Origin of the sequence: Rossellomorea marisflavi (assembly GCF_001274775.1) — a bacterium.
In the GTDB taxonomy this organism is placed as follows: Bacteria; Bacillota; Bacilli; order Bacillales; family Bacillaceae_B; genus Rossellomorea; species Rossellomorea marisflavi.
The window spans coordinates 1,337,705-1,356,970 of record NZ_LGUE01000001.1 but is presented as its reverse complement, the minus strand read 5'-3'; the positions used below and the strand labels follow the sequence as shown (position 1 = coordinate 1,356,970).

At 49.6% G+C, this 19,266-nt stretch carries 17 protein-coding genes; 16 read left to right on the top strand and 1 reads right to left on the bottom strand.

Annotated elements, in window-relative coordinates:
* Window positions 1–53 precede the first annotated feature (53 nt).
* Window positions 54–1,760, bottom strand: a complete 1,707-nt coding sequence (locus AF331_RS06790) for an Rqc2 family fibronectin-binding protein (protein ID WP_053427345.1) — start codon at window positions 1,758–1,760, stop codon at window positions 54–56.
* 187 nt (window positions 1,761–1,947) lie between these two features.
* Between AF331_RS06790 and AF331_RS06785 the strand changes: the two genes are divergently transcribed.
* The 16 genes from AF331_RS06785 to spoVM all read left to right on the top strand — a co-directional run bounded on the left by AF331_RS06785 (window position 1,948) and on the right by spoVM (window position 18,754).
* On the top strand, window positions 1,948–4,629 hold the full coding sequence (locus AF331_RS06785) for a cation-translocating P-type ATPase (protein ID WP_053427344.1): 2,682 nt from the start codon (window positions 1,948–1,950) through the stop codon (window positions 4,627–4,629).
* Window positions 4,630–4,759: 130 nt separating this feature from the next.
* Window positions 4,760–5,635 carry a YicC/YloC family endoribonuclease gene (locus tag AF331_RS06780; protein WP_053427343.1) on the top strand — a complete coding sequence of 292 codons (876 nt, stop codon included), beginning with the start codon at window positions 4,760–4,762 and terminating at the stop codon, window positions 5,633–5,635.
* A 56-nt stretch (window positions 5,636–5,691) separates the two neighbouring features.
* Window positions 5,692–5,964, top strand: coding sequence for an extracellular matrix/biofilm regulator RemA (gene remA / locus AF331_RS06775; protein WP_048004103.1), 273 nt, complete (start codon window positions 5,692–5,694; stop codon window positions 5,962–5,964).
* Window positions 5,965–6,579 (top strand): guanylate kinase, encoded by a 615-nt coding sequence (gmk, locus tag AF331_RS06770; RefSeq protein WP_053427342.1) that lies wholly within the window; start codon window positions 5,965–5,967, stop codon window positions 6,577–6,579.
* Window positions 6,580–6,801 carry a DNA-directed RNA polymerase subunit omega gene (gene rpoZ, locus AF331_RS06765; protein ID WP_053427341.1) on the top strand — a complete coding sequence of 74 codons (222 nt, stop codon included), beginning with the start codon at window positions 6,580–6,582 and terminating at the stop codon, window positions 6,799–6,801. It abuts the gene before it with no gap.
* A 145-nt stretch (window positions 6,802–6,946) separates the two neighbouring features.
* Window positions 6,947–8,140, top strand: a complete 1,194-nt coding sequence (gene coaBC, locus AF331_RS06760; protein ID WP_412177707.1) for a bifunctional phosphopantothenoylcysteine decarboxylase/phosphopantothenate--cysteine ligase CoaBC — start codon at window positions 6,947–6,949, stop codon at window positions 8,138–8,140.
* Window positions 8,140–10,557 carry a primosomal protein N' gene (gene priA, locus AF331_RS06755; protein ID WP_053427339.1) on the top strand — a complete coding sequence of 806 codons (2,418 nt, stop codon included), beginning with the start codon at window positions 8,140–8,142 and terminating at the stop codon, window positions 10,555–10,557. Before coaBC ends, priA begins: the two co-directional genes overlap by 1 nt.
* 38 nt (window positions 10,558–10,595) lie before the next feature.
* A complete protein-coding gene (gene def, locus AF331_RS06750) occupies window positions 10,596–11,081 on the top strand; it encodes a peptide deformylase (protein WP_053427338.1) in 486 nt (161 codons plus the stop codon).
* Complete coding sequence (gene fmt, locus AF331_RS06745) at window positions 11,078–12,031, top strand: methionyl-tRNA formyltransferase (RefSeq protein ID WP_053427337.1); 954 nt, start codon at window positions 11,078–11,080, stop codon at window positions 12,029–12,031. The genes def and fmt overlap by 4 nt, the downstream gene beginning before the upstream one ends.
* Window positions 12,024–13,361: a 16S rRNA (cytosine(967)-C(5))-methyltransferase RsmB gene (gene rsmB, locus AF331_RS06740; RefSeq protein ID WP_053427336.1), complete on the top strand. Its 1,338-nt coding sequence runs from the start codon at window positions 12,024–12,026 to the stop codon at window positions 13,359–13,361. Before fmt ends, rsmB begins: the two co-directional genes overlap by 8 nt.
* A 125-nt stretch (window positions 13,362–13,486) precedes the next feature.
* On the top strand, window positions 13,487–14,236 hold the full coding sequence (locus AF331_RS06735; RefSeq protein ID WP_053427335.1) for a Stp1/IreP family PP2C-type Ser/Thr phosphatase: 750 nt from the start codon (window positions 13,487–13,489) through the stop codon (window positions 14,234–14,236).
* A 7-nt stretch (window positions 14,237–14,243) separates the two neighbouring features.
* Window positions 14,244–16,280, top strand: coding sequence for a Stk1 family PASTA domain-containing Ser/Thr kinase (gene pknB, locus AF331_RS06730; RefSeq protein ID WP_412177706.1), 2,037 nt, complete (start codon window positions 14,244–14,246; stop codon window positions 16,278–16,280).
* Window positions 16,281–16,376: 96 nt separating this feature from the next.
* A complete protein-coding gene (gene rsgA / locus AF331_RS06725; protein WP_053427333.1) occupies window positions 16,377–17,258 on the top strand; it encodes a ribosome small subunit-dependent GTPase A in 882 nt (293 codons plus the stop codon).
* Complete coding sequence (rpe, locus tag AF331_RS06720; RefSeq protein WP_053427332.1) at window positions 17,258–17,926, top strand: ribulose-phosphate 3-epimerase; 669 nt, start codon at window positions 17,258–17,260, stop codon at window positions 17,924–17,926. The genes rsgA and rpe overlap by 1 nt, the downstream gene beginning before the upstream one ends.
* Window positions 17,927–17,950: 24 nt before the next feature.
* A complete protein-coding gene (locus AF331_RS06715) occupies window positions 17,951–18,598 on the top strand; it encodes a thiamine diphosphokinase (RefSeq protein WP_053427331.1) in 648 nt (215 codons plus the stop codon).
* Between the two features lie 75 nt (window positions 18,599–18,673).
* Window positions 18,674–18,754 carry a stage V sporulation protein SpoVM gene (spoVM, locus tag AF331_RS06710; protein WP_032088878.1) on the top strand — a complete coding sequence of 27 codons (81 nt, stop codon included), beginning with the start codon at window positions 18,674–18,676 and terminating at the stop codon, window positions 18,752–18,754.
* Window positions 18,755–19,266 lie beyond the last annotated feature (512 nt).

Below are 19,266 nucleotides of genomic sequence, written 5' to 3'. Positions count from 1 at the left end.
ACATGAAAAACGCCGGAATCAAAACGATTCCGGCGTTTTCTTATGTGTGCAATTCAACGATCTTTCAGGGCCCTGACCTGGTCAAGGTCCGGTGTGACATAGACCGTCTGCTGATTTTCATAGATGACGAATCCCGGCTTGGCACCACGTGGTTTCTTAACCTGACGCACTTCTGTGTAATCGACTGGAACCGATCCCGACTCCCTCGCCTTGCTGAAGTATGCGGCAAGATTGGCGGCCTCGAGGAGGGTTTCATCTGAAGGGGAAGGATCCCGGATGACGACGTGAGAACCGGGTATATCCTTCGTATGGAGCCAGATGTCGCTCTTGGCCGCTACTTTATTGGTCAGATAATCATTCTGTTTATTATTCTTGCCGACGAGGATCTTGGTACCGTCTGTCGCTGTATACGATTCGAGCATCGGCTTTTCATTTGCCTTTTTCTTTTTCTGGTTCTTCCGGACGCGCAGGTATCCTTCTTCCTCGAGCTCTTCCCGTATGCCTTCAATGTCCCTGGTGGAGGCGGATTCGAGCTGTTGAAGGAGCTGCTCGAAATAAGCGAGCTCATCTGTTGCTTTTTCGATTTGTTCCTGCACGACTTGTACAGCGTGCTTCGCTTTTTGATAGCGGGAAAAATAACCTTGAGCATTTTCAGAAGGTGATTTTTGAGGATTCAGAGGGATCGTCACCGATCCGCCTTCTTCGTCATAGTAGTTGACGACCGAAACTTCTTCCATTCCTCTCTGTACTGCATATAGATTGGATGTGAGCAGTTCTCCGAGGAGCTGGTAGCGATCGGCATCCTTCGCCTCCTGAAGGGTACGCTCGAGCTTGACGATCTTGTTCTCGTTTTTATCGCGCTCGTTCCGGATGAAACGTTCAAGGTCATTGCCCTGCTGCTTCACCCGGTCCCTTGATGCCTTTTGGTAGAAGAAGCGATCGAGAAGTCCGCTAAGGGTGGTGAAGGTTTGACGCTCTCCTTCGACGTGATCCAGCGGGCACCAGTAGAATGTTTCCTTGTCTCCCGTGATCAGGGTGGGGGACGTGCGGTGTTCCTTGAGGTCCGTCATGAAGTGCAGGAATGAGTCGGCAATGGCAGCCTGTGTCCCGAGGCCGGCACGATGGACGATCTCTTTGGCTGCCAGGGGAGAAACACCTGAGAAAGAGCCCACGATCTGCTTGTCCAATTTACCTGAATTGAAATCGAGTGAACGCAGGACATCTTCTCCTTCTGCATCCAGGGGATTGAGCTTATCTTGGCTTGGCGGGAAGATGTACTCGTTACCAGGGAGCACGGTTCTGTGGGAATTCACGCTTGGTGACAGATGCTTGATGCTGTCAAGGATCATATTGCGGCTTTTGTCGACCAGGATGATATTACTGTGCCTTCCCATCACTTCGATGATCAGTTGTTTGTAGGATACATCGCCGATGTCATTCCGGCCCTTTACTTCCAGAATGATCATACGGTCGAGGCCGACCTGGTGGATGTCTTCGATCATATAGCCTTCGAGATGCTTCCGAAGGAGCATGCAGAACATCGGGGGCACGGAGGGATTCTCGTATTCCTCTCCTGTCAGTTGAACCCTGGCATAACTTGGATGGGCGGAGAGGAGGAGCTTATGATTCTTCCCATTGGCCCTGATCACCATGATGATTTCATTTTTATAAGGTTGATGTATTTTATTGATTCTGCCGTGAAGGAGGGCTTCTTTCAGCTCTTCAGTCATGGCTTTTGTAAATAGTCCGTCGAATGACATGCAAAACATCCTCTTCTTTTTTACTCATCCATTTGATTGTAGCGCCTCTTGGCTCCTTTTACAAAACATAGGAACGGGAGACGAATGAAACCTCCTTAAATCATATCATTTTTCAGGACGAGTCTGAATAAGAATGGTAAGAGAAGGACAACTTTTCGTATTCGTAGAAGGAGAGTGAGATGGGTGCATGAAATTTCATGAGATGAGACAGGAGGATATAGAGAAGGCCATCAATACGGATTATCAACAAGGCCTTTCGTCTGCAGACGCCGAAAACCGGAAGAAGCAGTATGGATATAACCAGTTGGAGGAAGCCGAAAAACAATCGGCCCTATTGGTGTTTTTCAGTCAGTTTAAGGATTTCATGGTGCTTGTGCTGCTGGCGGCGACCCTCATATCCGGACTTCTGGGTGAGTATATCGATGCCATTGCCATCATCGCCATCGTAGTGGTCAACAGCTTCCTCGGTTTCTTTCAGGAGAGAAAAGCTGAGAAATCACTGCAGGCACTGAAGGAATTATCAGCACCCCAGGTTTCTGTCCTCCGGGATGGATCATGGATGAAGGTGCACTCCAAAGAAGTGACAATCGGAGATATCATCCGGTTCTCAAGCGGCGATCGGATCGGTGCCGACATCCGTTTGATCGAAACGAATAACCTGGAGATCGAGGAGTCTGCACTGACAGGAGAATCCCTTCCCGTCCTAAAAACGACCAAGCCCCTCCACGGTAAGGGGTTGAACCTCGGGGACATGGAAAACATGGCGTTCATGGGCACACTCGTCACCAGGGGGAACGGGTTGGGTGTCGTCACATCCATCGGAATGAATACGGCCATGGGGCAGATCGCCGATATGATCCAAAAAGCTGAAACGATGACTACCCCGCTTCAACGCAGGCTCGAGGAGCTCGGTAAGATCCTGATTACCGTTGCCCTCATCCTGACGGCCCTTGTCGTTGGAATCGGTGTGCTTCAAGGGCATGACATCTACTCCATGTTCCTTGCAGGAGTATCTCTTGCAGTGGCCGCTATACCTGAGGGGCTTCCGGCGATCGTGACTGTTGCCCTGTCACTGGGCGTCCAGAGGATGATCAAGCAAAAGGCGATCGTCCGTAAGCTTCCCGCCGTGGAGACACTGGGCTGTGCTTCGGTGATCTGTTCCGATAAGACAGGGACCCTCACCCAGAATAAAATGACTGTCACCAAGTTATGGAGCGCAGGAAGGCTGTGGGATGTGTCTGGCACCGGGTATGTTCCGCAAGGTGATTTCTTCAACGGAGAATCAAGAGTTTCTCCATCTTCTGATCAATCACTGAAACAGCTTCTGACGTTTGGCATGCTCTGCAACCATGCAGAACTCGTGGAAAGGGACGGCGAGCTCATACTTGACGGTGACCCGACTGAAGGTGCCCTTCTCGTAGCGGGGATGAAGGCGGGATTGACCCGGGACGCATTGTCGACATCCTTCAGGATCGTGAAGGAATTCCCGTTTGACTCCACTCGGAAAATGATGACGGTCGTGGCAGAGGATGCTGCTGGAAAGCTTTTTGCAGTCACCAAAGGGGCTCCCGATGTCCTCGTGGGAAAAAGTGCGTCCATCATCTGGGACGGAAAGGTTCAAAAAGCGAATGAAGCCGCTTTTCAAGCAGTGGAAGAGGCGATTTCCGGGATGTCTTCGAATGCCCTCAGGACCATCGCCATCGCCTATAAGCCTTTGAACGGTCAATCATTGGATCTGCTTACAGAGGCCTCGGTAGAAAAGGAAGTGACGTTCATAGGGCTCCAAGGAATGATCGATCCTCCTCGTCCCGAAGTCAAACAGGCGGTCAGGGAATGCCGTGATGCGGGAATCAAGACGGTGATGATCACGGGGGATCATGTACTGACGGCCAAAGCCATTGCAAAACAGCTCGGTATTTTGAAATCAAACGACAGGGTGATGGACGGTAAGGCGCTGAATGAGATGGAAATTGAAGAGCTTGAGGAAATCGTCGAAGATGTCTCCGTATTCGCCAGGGTATCGCCCGAGCATAAATTGAAAATCGTAAAAGCTCTGCAGAACCGCGGTCACATTGTTGCAATGACCGGAGACGGAGTCAACGATGCCCCGGCCATAAAGACCTCCGATATCGGGATCGCCATGGGGATCACCGGTACCGATGTGGCAAAAGAATCTTCATCCCTCGTCCTGCTTGATGACAACTTTGCGACAATCAAATCGGCCATCAAAGAAGGGCGGAACATTTACGAAAACATCCGTAAATTCATCCGATACCTCCTTGCCTCGAACGTGGGGGAGATCCTGGTCATGCTGTTCGCCATGCTCTTGGCGCTTCCGCTTCCGTTGGTCCCGATCCAGATCCTTTGGGTCAATTTAGTGACGGATGGACTGCCCGCCATGGCCCTCGGCCTTGATAAGCCCGAAGGAGATGTGATGAAGCGGAAACCGCGGCATCCGAAGGAAGGAGTCTTTGCAAGGGGACTCGGCTGGAAGGTCGTCTCTAGGGGATTCCTTATCGGGGGTGTCACCCTTCTTGCCTTCATCATCGCATATCATCAGCATCCGGATCAGCTTGAGTACGCCCAGACAATTGCATTTGCTACTCTGGTCCTTGCCCAGCTTATCCACGTATTCGATTGCCGCAGTGAGGTATCGGTTTTCTCGAGAAATCCATTCGGCAATATGTACCTGGTCTGGGCCGTGCTTTCGTCCCTGCTGTTGATGCTGGTCGTCATCTATCTGCCGGGTCTTCAACCGATTTTCCACACCGTGTCCATCGAGCCGAGGGACTGGCTGCTGATCGTCGGCTTGAGCTCCATCCCGACGTTTTTACTGGCAGGTTCATTTTTTGCAAGAAAAAAACAATAGAATATGATATAATCCATAAGGTAATAGAGTTTGCTCTCTATTACCTTTTTTATAAGCAAGTGCGGGCCGCCTTTAGGTGTTCCGGGAATGAAATTCGACAGGCACGTCGCATAGATTGGGTGTGATTGGAATGGTCATCAGCATGACAGGCTTTGGACGGAGCCGGATTGAGTCGGGGGGACATACCGTCATTGTTGAAATGAAAACCGTGAACCATCGATTCAGCGAGCTCAATATCCGCATGCCGCGCCAACTCATGAAGCTTGAAGATAAGATCAAGAAGCAGCTCTCCACCTTTATAAACAGGGGGAAAATCGATCTGTTCATCGATATTTCCGGCGGAGGTCTCATACATAAGAATTTACATATTGACTGGGGACTCATTGAGGATTATCATCAGTTAGTAAATAAAGTGAAGGATACTTACTCACTCAAGGGTGATATCGCCCTGTCGGACCTTCTCGGCAGAGGGGAATTCGTTACGGTGGAAGAAACGGAAGAGGAGAATGCCGAACTTGACGAACTGGTCATGGAGGCAGTCCTGAAGGCATCAGATGAATTAAGGAAGATGAGGATGGAGGAAGGGAAGGCTCTTCATGCCGACTTCCTTATCCATCTGGATCAAATAAGGATCTGTCTAGACGAACTCTCAGCCCATGCACCCGCGGTGACCCTGCAATACAGGGAACGTCTCCGCAAGCGGATCCGGGAATGGAGCGAAGGAGATCCCGACGAGGCAAGACTCCTCTCCGAAGTGGCCATATTTGCAGATAAATCTGATATAACCGAAGAGTTGACGCGTCTCGGGAGTCATCTTCAGTACTTTCATGCCACCTTGAATCAAGATGGTGTGATGGGGAGGAAACTGGATTTCATCATTCAGGAGATGAACCGGGAAGTGAACACGATCGGCTCCAAGGCAAATGACTCCAGCATTTCCACACTGGTGGTCGAGTTGAAATCGGCACTGGAGAAAGTGCGGGAGCAGGTCCAAAATGTTGAATAAGAAGTTTAGTTTCCACGTGAACGGGCGAAACTAAACTATTGATTAGGAGGAGCGTCATGTCAATCAAGCTCATCAATATAGGCTTTGGGAATATTGTATCAGCAAACCGAATCATATCGATCGTCGGTCCGGAATCAGCGCCCATCAAGCGTCTGATGCAGGATGCGAGGGATCGGGGAACATTAGTTGACGCTACATATGGAAGAAGGACGCGGGCCGTGATCATCACAGACAGCGATCATGTCATCCTGTCGGCCGTACAACCCGAGACTGTTGCCCATCGAGTGACTGATAAAGAGGATTTAATAGAAGAAGGGCAGGGTAAATAAATGAAAGAAAAAGGATTGCTGATCGTGCTATCCGGACCTTCCGGAGTAGGGAAAGGGACAGTTCGAAAGGCGATTTTTTCCCAGGAAGATACAAAATTCGAATATTCCATTTCTATGACAACGCGTCATCCGCGTGAAGGGGAAGTGGACGGTGTGGACTACTTCTTCAAGACAAGGGAAGAATTCGAAGCACTGATCGAGCAGGGCAAACTTTTGGAGTATGCCGAGTTTGTCGGCAATTACTATGGCACGCCTGTTGACTATGTCCGCCAGACACTTGAAGAAGGAAATGATGTTTTTCTTGAAATCGAGGTTCAGGGTGCGCAGCAGGTCAGGGACAAATTCCCTGAGGGCCTGTTCATATTCCTTGCTCCGCCAAGCTTGTCGGAGCTTCAGAATCGGCTGGTCACACGGGGGACTGAGACGGATGACCTGATTCAGGGCAGGATGAATACAGCCCGCAAGGAGATCGAAATGATGAATCTTTATGATTACATCGTTGAAAATGATCAAATCGAACATGCCGTCGGTAAGATCAAGTCCATCGTACAGGCTGAACACTGCAAGCGCGAACGTGTACAACAACGCTATCTAAATATGCTGGAGGTTGAGTGAATGTTATATCCATCCATTGATTCACTAATGAAAAAGATCGATTCGAAATATTCGTTGGTCAGCGTGGCTGCCAAAAGAGCGCGTGATCTACAGGATAAAAAGGACTTCCGCATGGACGAATATGTGTCGGAAAAGTTCGTTGGTAAGGCCCTTGAAGAAATCCACTCCGGCCACTTGTCCATGAAAGAAAGAGACGAAAAAGCCATCTATGAGGATGAATAAATCCCATCTGTACGGCAAATAGGAAATGAAGAGGGTTGAACCGGGAAGTGATGAACTTTTCCGGTACAGCCCTATTTTCTTTTTGCGGCGATATCCTTCATAATAGAGGCTATGAATAGATTAGATGATGGAGGCAATGAACGATATGGGGAAAAAAATACTATTGTGTGTGACCGGTGGGATCGCCGTATATAAAGCAGCAGCACTTACGAGCAAGCTTGTACAGGCGGGCTTCGAGGTGAAGGTCATGATGACAGAATCCGCGAGGGAGTTCGTTTCCCCGCTCACCTTCCAGGCATTATCGCGCCAGGATGTCTACTGGGATACATTCGATGAGAAAATTCCAGCGAAGATCGCCCATATCGACTTGGCAGATTGGGCTGACCTAGTACTTGTGGCACCTGCTACGGCAAATATGATTGGGAAACTTGCCTGCGGTATCGGGGATGACATGATCTCCACCACGTTACTTGCGACAGAGGCCGAGATCTGGATTGCTCCTGCCATGAACGTCCATATGTATGATCACCCTGCAGTCAAGAGGAACATTGCCACACTGCATGAGGACGGCTGCCGGTTCGTTGAACCGAGTGAAGGGTACTTGGCATGCGGGTACGTCGGCAAAGGCCGACTGGAAGAACCTGAAAAGATTGTAGAACTGATTGACGCTCACTTCCACTCTCCGACAGAACAGCCACTCAAAGGGAAAAACGTGCTTATTTCTGCCGGTCCGACAAGGGAAATCATTGATCCTGTCCGGTATTTCTCAAACCGCTCTACTGGGAAAATGGGATTTGCCATGGCAGAGGCAGCTGCCAATATGGGTGCCGATGTGACCCTGGTATCAGGTCCGGTCGATCTGTCTCCACCACGTGGGGTGCATCTCGTAGAGGTAACGACAGCAAAGGACATGTATGAGGCAGTACTCGCGAAATTCGAGGGTGCAGACATCGTGGTGAAGAGTGCTGCGGTCGCCGATTATCGTCCAAAGGAAGTCCATAAGGAAAAAATGAAAAAACAAGATGGCAATCTGATCATAGAATTCGAGCGGACAAAGGATATCCTCATGGAGCTCGGAAAAAGGAAGAATGGGCAATACCTTATCGGGTTCGCTGCCGAAACGTCCAACATCGGGGAATATGCCAAAGGGAAGCTTGAGAGAAAAAGAGCTGACATGATCGTTGCAAACAATGTGAGCGAAGAAGGTTCGGGCTTCGGGACAGATACAAATAAAGTAACCATTGTAACAGAAGACGGCATACGTGAATTGCCGATGCTCTCAAAGTCAAAAGTGGCAGAAGAAATACTTCTTGAAGCATTGAGACGGATGGATTCCTGATGAAAAATGTAGCAAGCGTCATCGTGGATGTTGCTGCCATGCAGACGGACCGCTGCTTTGACTATCTCATACCTGCTGAATGGACAGGGAGCATTGTGCCGGGAATGAGGGTCGTTGTTCCATTCGGTCCCAGAAAAGTACAGGGATTCGTCATGGAACTGAAAGAAAAGAGTGAAGTGGCGAAACTTAAACCGATTGTGGAACCGATGGATCTGAAACCGGTACTCAACAATGAGCTTCTTACGATGGCGGATTGGTTGACAGAGCATACGCTGTGCTTTAAGATCTCTGCCCTCCAGGCCATGCTGCCTGCAGCCATGAAAGCAAAATATGAGAAACAGTTGGTAGTGGAAAAGGATATTCACGTCGAGAACCTGCCTGAACCCCTCAGACCCCATTTCCTTAAAGGGACCGCCCAGTGGAAATCCATCGAGGCCGCTGGTTTGCTCCCGCTGGCTCAGCAGGAAGTGAAAAACGGCATACTGGAAGTCGTGTACAAGGTAAAAGGAAAAACGAATAAAAAGATGATCAGGAAACTATACCTGAGTATAGCCCCTGAAACCATCGAAACTGAAGCTTCCGCTCTCCCGCCGCAAGCGAAGAAACAACGTGATGTCCTCATGTTCTGGAAAGACCATGCCGATAAGGGGTTCTCAATGAAAGAGCTTTCGGAGCGGGCGGGGACAACGGCTTCCACCATTCAATCTTTGGTGAAAAAGGGACTCCTCGTCCAACAGGATGAAGAGATCTACCGGGATCCATTTGAAGATCGGACGTTCAAGCAAACCACTCCCCTTCCCTTAACGGATCAACAGGGGAGAGCAATAACTCCCATTCTTGAAAAAATCGAATCCGGTATACAGGAAACCTTCCTCCTTTACGGTGTGACAGGGAGCGGGAAGACAGAGATCTACCTTCAATCGATCCAACGTGTGCTTGAACAGGGAAAGGAAGCAATCGTACTTGTTCCTGAAATCGCCCTGACTCCTCAAATGGTGAATCGATTCAAAGGGCGATTCGGCAATGAGGTTGCAGTACTTCACAGCGGGCTATCTTCAGGAGAGAAATATGACGAGTGGCGAAAGATCGAGCGGAAGGAAGTCCGGGTTGTAGTCGGGGCTAGATCTGCCGTATTCGCACCGTTTGAAAATCTAGGGATCATCATCATCGATGAAGAGCATGAAACAAGCTACAAACAAGAAGAAAATCCCCGTTATCATGCCCGTGATGTCGCCATTTGGCGAAGTGAATACCATGGATGTCCGGTGGTTCTCGGAAGTGCGACACCATCATTGGAATCATTCGCCAGGGCTTCAAAAGGGGTATACACCCGGTTGAACCTCGACAAAAGGATGAATGACGGGCCCCTGCCTTCAGTAGACATTGTCGACATGAGGGAAGAGCTACGCGAAGGGAACCGCTCGATGTTTTCGAGGAATCTGTTTGAAAAACTGGAGGACCGCCTTTCTAAAGGAGAGCAGACGGTCCTCTTCCTCAACAGAAGGGGCCACTCATCCTTTATCATGTGCCGGGACTGCGGGTATGTCGTGCAGTGTCCGAATTGTGATATCTCGTTGACGTACCATCGCTTCTCCAACGGAATGAAATGCCATTATTGCGGATACGAAGAGCGTGTACCGGAGACCTGTCCGGAATGTACCAGTGAACATATCAGATATTTCGGGACAGGAACGCAGAAAGTGGAGGAGGAGCTCACTAAGCTGCTCCCTCAAGCACGGATCATCCGGATGGATGTGGATACCACCACAAGAAAGGGATCCCATGAAAGGCTGCTGACTTCCTTCGGGGAAGGAAAGGCCGATATCCTATTGGGTACCCAGATGATAGCGAAAGGATTGGATTTCCCCAACATCACTCTTGTGGGTGTCCTCAGTGCGGACACGATGCTCCATATCCCGGATTTCCGCTCTGCGGAGAAGACGTTCCAGCTTCTGACCCAGGTGAGCGGCAGGGCGGGGCGGCACTCCCTCCCAGGCGAAGTCGTCATCCAGACCTACACGCCGGAGCATTATTCGGTTGAACTCGCTTCAAACCATGACTATGAGCGATTCTATGAACAGGAGATGGTGATGAGGAAAATGGGATCTTATCCTCCATTTTATTATATTTCCCTTGTCACGATCAGCCATGAAGACCTCATGAAGGTAGTGGATGTATCGGAGAAAATGACGGGCTTCATCAGGAGCAGATTATCCGGTACGACGAAGATCCTTGGTCCTGTTGCTTCGCCCATCCCCAGAATCAAAAATAGATATCGATACCAATGTTTGATAAAATACAAGCGGGAACCGCGACTGGCGGAGACGCTAAAGACGCTGCTTGAACAATTTCATCAGCAGTACGCTTCACAAGGCCTCACGGTCAGCATCGATGTGAATCCTTATGTCATGATGTGACCTTACTGGCGAAACAATTATAGAAAGTTGGAATTTGAATGGCTGTATTACCGATCGTCATGCATCCCGATCCGATCCTCGTAAAGCGATGTGAACCGGTGAAGGAGTTTGATAAAAAATTGAAAAAGCTTCTTGATAATATGTACGAAACGATGATCGAAGCAGATGGTGTCGGACTTGCTGCACCACAAGTGGGAGTTGACCTCCAAGTAGCCGTCGTGGATATCGGGGATGAAACAGGCACGATCGAACTCATCAATCCCGAAATCTTTGAACATTCAGGGGAGCAGACCGATCTTGAAGGATGCCTGAGTTTCCCTGGTCTTTTCGGGGAAGTGAGCCGACCATATAGCATCTCATTCAGGACGCAGGACCGGAAGGGAAGATGGCTTGAAGGCAGGGCAGAAGGGTTCCTTGCCCGGGCGATCCAGCATGAAATCGATCATTTGCATGGTGTCCTTTTCAATACAAAGACTGAAAAGCTCCTGACGGAAGATGAATTAGAAAGGTTTGAAGAAGAATGACCAAAGTGATTTTTATGGGGACCCCGGATTTTTCCGTCCCGGTCCTGAAAGCGTTGATCGAGAACGAGTATGAAGTGGTTGCTGTTGTAACCCAACCCGATCGTCCTGTGGGAAGAAAACGCATCCTCACGCCCCCACCCGTCAAGGTAGAGGCTGAAAAGCACGGTATCTCCATCTTCCAGCCGGAAAAGATCAAGAATTCCGATGAACTGGAGGAAGTGCTCGCATTGGAACCCGACTTGATCGTAACGGCAGCATTCGGCCAGATTCTTCCGAAGCGCCTCCTCGACGCACCCAAGCATGGCTGTATCAACGTCCATGCGTCACTGCTGCCTGAACTCAGGGGAGGGGCTCCGATCCATTACTCCATCCTTCAGGGAAAATCCTCCACGGGTATCACCATCATGTATATGGTAGAAAAGCTGGATGCAGGGGATATCATCAGCCAGGTTGAAGTTGAGATCGAAGAAACGGATCATGTGGGAACCCTCCATGATAAGTTGAGCGAAGCGGGCTCAGCCCTTCTGATCGAGACACTTCCAAAGCTTCTGGACGGATCCGTCTCACCGGTCAAACAAGACGAAGAACAGGCCACCTTCGCGTGGAACATCAAACGTGAGCAGGAAAAGATAGATTGGACAAAATCCGGGAAGGAAGTGTACAACCATATCCGAGGTCTGCACCCGTGGCCCGTGGCGTATACGACCCTTGCTGGAGCCGTTATGAAGATCTGGTGGGGTGAAAAGGTGAAGGGTCATGGTTCAGCGGTAACCGGGGAGGTCCTTGCGATCGAAGAGGATGGATTCATCGTTTCTACAGGTGATGATACATCCATCAAAGTGACCGACCTTCAACCCTCGGGCAAAAAGCGGATGAGTGCCAAGGACTATTTAAGGGGCGCGGGCTCTCACCTTACAGTCGGGAACAGGTTCGGTGAAGAACATGAGTAAGCAGAAAACGGTCAGGGAAGCCGCACTGGAAGTCATTGAAGCCGTTGAAAAAAACCAATCCTACAGCAATCTGCTGCTCAATCATGTCATCGAGAAGAACGATATCCCATCAAGGGATGTCGGTCTCCTTACCGAGCTTACATATGGAACGATCCAGCGGAAGATGACGCTGGATTATTATTTGAAGCCGTTCGTAAGAGGAAAGGTCGAAAGCTGGGTCAGACAGCTACTGCGCATGTCCCTTTATCAGCTTGTGTATCTGGATCGCATCCCCGATCGGGCCGTATTTTATGAAGCAGTCGAAATTGCTAAAAAACGAGGTCACAAAGGAATCTCCGGGATGGTGAACGGTGTGCTCCGTTCGGTACAGCGGAAGGGGCTTCCGTCCCTTGAAGACATTCAAGATCCCATCGAGAGAGTATCCGTTGAAACGAGTCACCCACTATGGCTAGTGAAAAGATGGAGCGATCAATTCGGTCTCGAGAAAACGAAGGCCATGTGTGAAACAAATCTCCTTGCACCGAATCAGACGGCAAGGGTCAATCCGCTGAAAGGGACAAGGGAAGAACTGTTGGAAATTCTCACCGGGCATGGGCACGCCGTTCAGGAAAGTCCCATCGTTCCCGAAGCGATCCAGTCACTCAGGGGAAACCTGGCCAAGACGGATGAATACCGGAATGGAAGGTTGACGGTTCAGGATGAAAGTTCCATGCTCGTGGCCCATGCCCTTAAATTAGAAGAAGGCATGAAGGTACTCGATGCTTGTGCGGCACCTGGTGGAAAAACGACCCATATCGCCGAGATGTTGAAGAATACAGGTGAGGTACACGCCCTTGACCTTCATGCCCATAAAGTGAAGCTCATCGCTGAAAATGCCGGTAGACTCAGTCTTTCCAATGTTCACGCACGTACCCTCGACAGCCGCAAAGCCGGAGAGGTATTCGCAGAAGAAAGCTTTGATCGAGTCCTTGTTGATGCTCCGTGTTCAGGACTTGGTGTTCTGAGAAGGAAGCCGGATATCAAGTATGTGAAGAAGGAACAGGATTTGAACTCCCTGCAGAAAATCCAGCTTGATATTCTAGATGCTGCATCCAAACTGCTGAAAACGGATGGGATCCTTGTATATAGTACGTGTACAGTTGACCAAAATGAAAACGAAGGTACCGTGACGGAATTCTTGAGGCATCATCCTGAATTCGAACCCCACCACCTTGATGACATGCCGGAAGCGGTAAAACCATTCATCCAAGGGCATTTGCTGCAAGTATTCCCGCAGGATTTCGGAGGGGATGGATTCTTTATCTCGTGCTTCAGGAAGAAAAATGGATAAGCGTATTGTAAAGCAGGAAAATTCGCCATCGGAGTCGTAAGAGTAGTAAAGCCTTCTTTGACGGAGGAAAGAGGGGAAGCCCCTTTCCTTCACGGGGAAGTGCCAGTAGAGACGAGGTGACCTATGTGAAAACGGTATATTATTCGGATAAAGGGAAAGTGAGACAGCTTAACGAAGATAGTGCAGGTGTATTTGTCAATGGACATGGAGACTACCTGGCAGTGGTAGCGGACGGGATGGGCGGCCATCGTGCAGGTGACGTTGCCAGTCAGCTGACCATATCATTCCTCGATGAACGTTGGGGGCAGACAGAAAAGTTCCATACAGCTGATGAAGCTGAAAATTGGTTGAGGTCGACCATTGCAGACGTCAATCATGAAGTTTTCACTTATGCGCAGTCCCATTCTGATTGTGAAGGAATGGGAACGACGCTTGTCGGTGCCATCTGCACCTCCCTATTCGCCACTGTGGTGAATGTTGGGGACAGCAGGGGCTATATCCTTAATGAAAATGGGTTCCATCAGCTGACGGAAGATCACACCCTTGTCAACGAGCTTGTCAGGAGCGGAGAAATCACGAAGGAAGATGCAGAGCATCATCCAAGGAAGAATGTCATCCTGAGGGCGATCGGCACAGAAGAAACCATCAGCATGGATATCAAGACAATCATGTTTGAAGAAGAAGATGTGCTGCTATTATGCTCCGATGGATTATCCAATAAAGTATCGGAAAGAGAGATGCAGCGGATTTTGGTTGAAGATCATCCACTCTCGGATAAAGGGGAAGCTCTGGTAGATCGCGCCAATGAATACGGCGGAGAAGATAATATTACTGTAGTGATCGTTGAGTATGCCGCTGTAACGGAAAGCGGGTGATCGTATGATGAATGGAAAGCGCATCAGTGGCCGCTACAAAATTATCAAACTGATCGGCGGGGGCGGCATGGCCAATGTATACCTTGCCCATGATATGATCCTTGACCGGGAAGTCGCCATCAAGACGCTGCGGTTGGATTTCGCCAATGAAGAAGAATTCATCAAGCGCTTCCAGCGTGAAGCACAATCTGCCACAAGCCTGACCCACCCGAATATCGTCAGCATATACGACGTCGGTGAGGAGGATGACCTGTCTTATATCGTGATGGAGTACGTCCATGGCATGACCTTGAAGCAGTACATACAGCAACATTCCCCCGTGGATGTGGAAAAAGCGATCGATATCATGAAGCAGTTGACCAAGGCCATCGCACACGCCCACCAGAATCATATCATCCATAGGGATATCAAGCCCCATAACATCCTTCTGGACGAAGAAGGCAATGTCAAAATTACCGATTTCGGAATTGCCATGGCCTTGAGTGCCACCTCCATCACCCAGACGAACTCGGTTCTCGGGTCCGTTCACTATTTGTCTCCCGAGCAGGCAAGGGGGGGGATGGCAACAAAGAAATCGGATATCTATTCCCTTGGGATCGTCATGTTCGAATTGCTGACCGGACGCCTCCCGTTTTCTGGAGAATCTGCTGTTTCTATTGCTTTGAAGCATTTGCAGTCCGAGACGCCTTCCATGAAGCGGTGGGCACCGCATATCCCGCAGAGCGTCGAGAATATCGTCCTGAAAGCAACAGCCAAAGATCCTTTCAGAAGATATGAAAATCTGGATGAACTCCAGGAAGAGCTAACGACATGCCTTGAGCCCGGTCGTCTGGACGAACCTAGATTCAGCGTGCCCCTGGATGATGAAGCAACGAAGGCCATTCCGGTCATAACCGACCAGAATGCACACTCCAATCTGGACGATACGATCGTCCATCATCACTCAACACCTGAAGAAATGGATACGAAGCCGTCGGCTCCAGTAGTGGAAGCGAAGAAGGGCAAGAAAGATAAGCAGAAAAAGAAGAAATCGAAAGACAAAAATAAAAAGAAGTGGCCGATCCTGATTGTTTCACTCTTTTTCCTCTTGGTGCTGCTGGGTGCGGCGGCCGTTTATTTCATCCCGGATCTCCTCGGACCCAAGGAAATCGAGGTTCCGGATGTGTCCGGCAAGGAATCAGCTGAAGCAGCCTCTCTCATCGTGTCTCAAGGGTTTGTAGTGGGCAAGACCGAAAAACAGCCGAGCGAGACCGTTCCTGAAGGGGAAGTGATCAAAACCAACCCCAAGGGAGGAAGGACGGCTAAGGAAGGCTCCACCATCGATCTCTATGTAAGCTCGGGAAAAGAGAAAATCGAGATGAAGGATTATACCGACGCCATGTATGATGAGGCGAAAAAAGATCTCGAGGAGCTTGGGTTTGAGGTGGAGAAGGAAGAAGTGAATGACCAGGCGGAGGAGGGAACCATCCTCCGGCAGGACCCATCGGAAGGTGAGGAGGTCATACCGGACGAAACGACAGTCACACTAACCGTAAGTCTGGGCCCTGTTTCATTCGATCTCAGGGACCTGACCGGTTTTGATAGCAAACTTCTTGAAGAGTACGAGGATTTGAGAGGCATCTCGATCGAAAAAGGTGCAGAAGCCTACTCCGATAATATTCCGGAAGGAAGCGTCGTCTCCCAGGAAACCAAAGCGGGAACGCCGATATTTGAAGGGGATGTCATCTATGTGACGATTTCTAAAGGCCCGGACCCGACTCAACAGAAGGAAGAAGAAGAGGCAGCAGCGTCTAAAACGACGAAAGAAGTGCCTCTAGAGCTTTCGATTCCTTATGAAAAGGAAGACGGGACCCCTCAATCCGTTGATATTTATATCGAGGATGCCAATAAGAAATTGGATGATAGCGATCAACTTCTGGCCATCACGGAAGAAACCTCTGTTACATTGACCTTCACCCTTGAAGAAGGCCAAGAAGGAAAGTACAGGATCCTTCTAGATGGCAAGGAGTATAAAGAAGATACAGTGGAATATCCTAATGATTGATAAGAGTAGTCCTTGTTGGGGCTGTCTCCGTCTTAGACGGGACAGTCCCATTATTTTCGATTATAATGAGGATGTAAACCAGAACGGAGGTAGCGAATGGCTGAAGGGAAAATTGTGAAAGCGCTCAGCGGTTTCTATTACGTACTTTCTGAAGGGACCGTTACTCAATGCAGGGGTAGAGGGAACTTCAGGAAAAATAAAATCACCCCCCTTGTTGGGGATCACGTTGAGTTCCAGGCGGACAATGTGACCGATGGATACATATTGAAGGTTTTTGAACGAAAGAATGAGCTCGTCAGGCCACCGATCGCCAATGTGGATCAAGCGATCCTCGTCTTTTCTGCGAGCGAGCCGGATTTCAGCACAACACTTCTTGACCGATTCCTCGTCCTTATCGAGAGTAAGGAAATCGACCCGCTCATCTGCATTACGAAAATGGACCTTCTTACGGAGGAGGAGATGGGCAGGATCCACCGATACGCAGACGACTACCGGAGGATGGGGTATGAAGTGCTGACGACCTCTTCGAAAACGGAACAGGGCGTCAAAGAACTCGCCCCGTATCTTAGGGATAAGATTTCGGTGTTTGCAGGTCAGTCAGGGGTCGGGAAATCCTCTCTGCTCAACGCACTTGATCCCGAACTCGATCTGAAGACCGCCATGATCTCAAGCCACCTTGGAAGGGGAAAACATACAACACGTCATGTGGAACTCATCCACGTAGACGGAGGCCTTGTGGCAGATACACCCGGTTTCAGTTCACTGGACTTCACGGAGCTTGATGAATCCGATCTGCCTCTATGCTTTCCCGAAATGGTGACGGCTTCTGAAGCTTGCAAATTCAGGGGATGCCTGCACGTGAATGAACCAAAGTGCGCGGTGAAAGAGAAAGTGGAGGCGGGAGACATCCCGGCCTACCGATACGATCATTATCTATCCTTTCATCAGGAAATCAAAGAAAGAAAGCCGAGGTATTAATGATGAAGATTGCACCATCGATTCTGTCAGCAGATTTTTCTAAACTAGGGGAGGACATCCGTGAGGTTGAAGCGGGTGGAGCGGATTACATTCACGTGGATGTAATGGATGGTCACTTTGTACCGAACATCACTCTGGGACCGCCGATCGTCAAAGCCATTCGTCCCATCACAGGGCTTCCCCTCGACGTCCATCTGATGATATCGGAACCGGCCAAGTATGTAGATGCATTTGCCGACGCAGGGGCAGATTATATCACTGTGCATGTAGAAGCGGATCCGCATATTCACAGGACCATTCAGTTGATCAAAAATCGGGGAGTGAAAGCAGGTGTTGTCCTTAATCCAGGCACAGCCTCAGAGCTGTTCAAACCGCTCATAGCCGATATTGATATGGTGCTCCTCATGACGGTCAATCCAGGCTTTGGTGGTCAGGCGTTCATTCCATCGGTGGTCACTAAGATCAAAGAAATCAGGAAGTGGGCGGATGAACTGAATCCAGCCCTTGAGATCGAAGTCGACGGCGGAATCAATCCCGAGACCATCGCAGTTTGTGCCGAAGCTGGAGCAGATGTATTCGTGGCCGGATCAGCCATCTACAATCAAAGCGATCGTAAAAAAGCAATTGAAGATCTTAAAGCAGCGGCTTCTGTGGGGAAAGCAGAGTAGCTTCTCTGCTGGAAAGAGGACCCTATGAAAATCTCAATTTTGGCTGGAGGACCGACATCCTACCTTCCGCCCCTGGTCGATGTCCCTATGGATGGTCATATATGGGTAGGGGTGGACAGGGGGGTGTTCACCCTCCTGGAAAAGGGAATGGAGCCTCATGTCGCTTTCGGTGACTTTGATTCGGTGAGCCTACGTGAATGGCAACTGATCTCTTCCCGTGTTGAAGAAGTGAATCGCTATAGGCCGGAGAAGGACGAAACAGACCTCGAACTCGCTTTGAACTGGGCGGTTGAACAGGATCCCGAAGATATCACCATTTACGGTGCAACCGGCGGCCGTCTGGATCATTTTATGGGAAATGTGCAGCTTCTTCTTAAAGATGACTTGAAAGGGATCTCAGTTCGTCTCGTTGATTCCCTGAATGAAATGTATATAAAGAGGCCGGGGGAGCACGGGGTGGAAACGAACCCCCGCTACACGTATATTTCGTTCGTCCCGATCAGCCCCATTGTGCAGGGGTTGACCCTGTCCGGCTTCAAATATCCCCTCACCAACCGGAATATTTACTGGGGATCCACACTATGTATTAGTAATGAACTTATACAATCGCATGGTACTTTTTCTTTTTCCGACGGCATAATAATGGTGATAAGAAGCAATGATGCTTCTTGACCCAAACGTGTAGATCGGCTTGTATAAGCGATTTGTAATGAGTATGTTCTATAGATTGTGGGGAGGGACTTGAAAATGCGTTTCTATACAATCAAATTACCGAAATTTCTTGGAGGCCTTGTCAGGGCCATGCTGGGGACGTTCAAGAAAGAATAGCACCTGGAGGCGGGAAACCGTCTCTTTTTTTGTCTTCTGCAGTAAGGGAAGGTCAGAGGTGGGTTTTAACCTGCATCATCATCTGCTCAACATGCGATTACTGAGAGAGTTATACCTAGCCGCAGGGCACCTTAATACCTGGTCTTGTGTTTGGAGTCCAAGTGATATTGATTGGAGCTCAAAAAGGCACAGAACGCCTTTCCTGGTTCTTGCCTTATGCTTGTCGGGTCAGGGGGACCCGCCTCCGCTTTTTGTGGTGTCCAGCTCCGGGGGCTTGAGGCTCGAGGTCATAAGTCAAAGATCTCAAAAAGGCACAGAACGCCTTTCCGGGTTCTCGTCTTATGCTTGTCGGGTCAGACCAACCCGCCTGCGCTTTTGGTGGTGTCCAGCTCTGGCGGGTTGACCCTCGAGGTCATAAGTCAAAGATCTCAAAAAGGCACAGAACGTCTTTCCGAGTGACTCGTCTTGTGCTTGTCGGGCCAGAGGGACCCGCCTGCGCTTGGTGTCCAGCT